Here is a 3312-nt window from a genome sequence, read left to right as displayed (position 1 = left end):
TTGAATTTGGTCGACGACTAAAAGTTTGGTTTCTAAGGTTGCTTTTTGGTAGCTTTTTTTTCGCCAGTGTTCATTTTGTTGTTTCATAAGTGACTATCATTAAGTGATTAATTTTTAGTCAACCTATTTCAGGAAAGTTCATGCGTCAAATTACTTACAACGTTGTTGTATAAGGAAAGTTGCGGTTTTGTCAGCGAGGAATTTCCGAAGGAAATTCAGAAGTTGATAAAAAAGCAACTACCTTTATTTAAGCACTAATTTAGCAATTTTTTTTATACGGTGTTGCCAAACGTATTTTATTCATAAAAGTCACTTATTCAAATATTACAGCGTGAACTTTTCTAATTAGGTACTTTTCGTTTTCTCTTTTTTCAAGAAAATAATATGTATTCCCTAGTCCGTCAAAACCTCCTTTTTCACTAATTTTCAGAAATTCCTTTCGGTCTTTTATTATTTTTAAATCGTTAAGCTCATTTTTATCAATTAATTTATCATATTCTTTTATAAAACTGAATACAACTGAAGGTTTTTCATAGACGTAATAATCATACTTTGGATCTTCTTCCGAAATCGTAATTACTCCATCTGATTTTGATTGTTTTAAATTCGGTGTATTATTCTTTTTTGTTCTAACTTTTTTATCATAAAATAGACTGTATCCATTGAAAGTTTTCGGCTTATTTGAAATTTGTGTATTTATAAGTGAATCATTCTTATTTATTAAAAAGTAAATTTCATTTTGAGCAATAGTCAAGTTACAGAATAGAGTAAAAATAAAAAGACAAAATATTTTATGATTTCCGATTTTCATATATGTTTGGCAACGTTCTATGTATGGTGCGTATCCCGCAGGGTATGCACTATACATTTTGTTAGCGAGCGTCTTTATTAAACCATTTTCGAGCAAAAGGATATAAAATATTACTTAATGAACCTGTTAGTACTAAAAGAGCACCGGCTGTCAAAATAATCCAAGAATACTTAGGAGATGGATCTTGAGTATATAAATTGACTGAAAACCCAATCATTATTGAACCGCAGAAATTGATAATAGTAGCAATAATGGCCGTGAAAGGAGATGTTTTTAAATATTCAATTGTTGATTTGTAATCTTGAATCTCAATATCTTTCTGTTGACTTTGTGCAATAACAAGAAGATGATTGTTGATTAATTGCTTAATAGCAATTTCATTATCCTTTAAGTCTGAGGCATTTATTTGAGATAATGAACCACCTTCATATATGGATGATTCATTCAAGTTCGAGGCGTCTACTTTATTTTCCATGTTAATCCTCTATTTTGTGTAAAAATGAATAATGGAAAATTGGTCCGGTACTTTCTGAAAGAGAATAAGAACTGAAATTCACAAATAGTTTTCTATTGTTTACGGTTCCGATTGGCAAAGGAGCCGTATTTCTAGTTCCAAGTGTATTATTAAAATTTATTAGTTCAATTTTTAAGGTTTTATCGTCTATTCCCGTTTTATTGATTTTAGACTCTGGGGAGTTTGTGTCTGTTATAAATTCAAAAATGAAAAATAACGTACTGAGTTCAAATTCTATTGGTTCATTATGGTTTCCCACAATACTACCTGAGGCGATAACTTCGTATTCCCCTGTTTTTATTTTTATTTCCATATTTATTTTTTATGCTCGCCAACGTTCCGTGTATAATTTGTACGGTCTAGAAATCTACAAGATTTCGGGCCGCATAATAAATATAGTAAAAACAGGGAGATTTTCCAATGGAAAATCGACTAGTATAGATTATACATATTGTTAGCGAACGTGTTGTTGCGCTTTCCTTAGCCCAAGCAGCAAACCATTGCTAGACTTCCCAAACCCTTTTTAAAATGGTTTCTTTTTTAAATCTCTCCAGCCCTAAAAGACAAACCCTATTGGTTTATGGTTTTACCCCAGCTTATGCAAAAAGAAAACAAGTCGGCTTACACGTAAGTAAAATCAGTCCACTTAAAAAAACATAGGCAAGCTATAATTTTAATAAGAGGCCTTAAGACTTAGAAAGCAACGACCTTAAAGAAACCATTTTAAAAAGTGCTAATTTACCCAAACCAAACTCTAATGGTTTTAAACTATTCAGGCTAATTGCAAGCAGTTAGGTTTTTTAACAATATGTTCGCTAACGTTTGTGTATATGGTTTGTTGCGTGCAAATTAATTTTTTCCATTCGTTTAAGCACGAGCCGAATTTTTTAATTTTCTTATTACCTTTTCTTTTCAATAAGCTAAATTAAAAAATTTGGCGGACTTACAAATATACCTTAACTTCGATTAATCAACTAACTAGCTATGAGCTATATACGGTGTTGTGCGTAGGCTTTTCCGTTCTGCTATTCATTCCGTCGCATATTTTTCAGTTGGTATATTGAATAAAGTCCGATTACAAATTCAGCAATTATTCCGAAGATATAACCTCCTGTCGGAATTCCATCTGTTATCATACTTAACGCTCTTCCAGTTGCGAGAGATAACATAAATAAAATATTCAGTTGAGTTGCTACTTTCCAATATTTAGTTTTCCAGATTCCTAAAATCCATACGAGTGAAATTCCGATATAAAGGCACATTATTGCTTTCAACATATTGGAAAGGTCAATCGTTTCAACTTGAATGTCTAAATGTTCAGGTAAAACTGTTGGTGAACCATAAATTATACCTGTTGGAAATACAATTAATAGAGAAACGAGAAGATGTAAATTCTTTAAAATCCAATTTATTTTATTCTTAATATTTTTTTCAGACTTCACGTTTTCATATGTCTTTCTTAATTAGTTCTTTTTCGCACGGATTTTTTTCAGCTTACGCACAACGTCTCGGCTATGAGTAGTTGCGTGGTTTAGCACTTAACTTTGCAAGTATACACCTAACTGAAAATCCGCAAGAATTTTCAGAAGTAGGCGAAAATAAGCAATTACTTATAGCCATTGTTGTACAACGTTTTATTTAAATAGTTTTGTATATTCTCTAAACAAGTAAAGTTTCCCTCTTTTTGCTCCAGTTATTTCTTTTAGTATTTCGAGTTTTTCTAACTCATCTATTAGTTTATAAACCGAAGGTGAGGAGAGCTTTGTTAGTTCTTTTACTTTTTGAGCATCTAAAATTGGTCTTTGAAATAAATGATTTAAAATTAGTTGAGCGTTATGTGACCGACTTCCTAATGTTTGAATTTTAGCTTCAACTTCTTTTTGTAATTTTAAAATGCTGTCAAATGTGCTTATACTACTTTTAGCTGTTTCAATAACTCCTACTAAGAAGAATTTAAGCCATTGAGTTAAATCATCTTTTTCTCTAA

The 3312-nt window shown here is 31.1% G+C and carries 4 protein-coding genes and 1 pseudogene; all 5 read right to left on the bottom strand.

What is annotated here, in order from left to right:
* Positions 1–313 precede the first annotated feature (313 nt).
* Positions 314–811: a hypothetical protein gene (locus AB8B65_RS19285; RefSeq protein ID WP_405302917.1), complete on the bottom strand. Its 498-nt coding sequence runs from the start codon at positions 809–811 to the stop codon at positions 314–316.
* 61 nt (positions 812–872) lie between these two features.
* A complete protein-coding gene (locus AB8B65_RS19280) occupies positions 873–1286 on the bottom strand; it encodes a hypothetical protein (protein WP_405302916.1) in 414 nt (137 codons plus the stop codon).
* A gap of 1 nt (position 1287) precedes the next feature.
* On the bottom strand, positions 1288–1638 hold the full coding sequence (locus AB8B65_RS19275; protein WP_405302915.1) for a DUF6864 domain-containing function: 351 nt from the start codon (positions 1636–1638) through the stop codon (positions 1288–1290).
* A 712-nt stretch (positions 1639–2350) separates the two neighbouring features.
* Positions 2351–2767, bottom strand: coding sequence for a DUF4345 domain-containing protein (locus AB8B65_RS19270; RefSeq protein ID WP_405302914.1), 417 nt, complete (start codon positions 2765–2767; stop codon positions 2351–2353).
* Between the two features lie 192 nt (positions 2768–2959).
* Positions 2960–3312, bottom strand: a pseudogene (locus tag AB8B65_RS19265) (Fic family protein); the annotation flags it as partial.

This window comes from Kordia sp., assembly GCF_045105435.1.
Classification (GTDB): Bacteria; Bacteroidota; Bacteroidia; order Flavobacteriales; family Flavobacteriaceae; genus Kordia.
The sequence above is the reverse complement of the archived record's forward strand: the minus strand, read 5'-3'. Positions and strand labels throughout refer to the sequence as shown.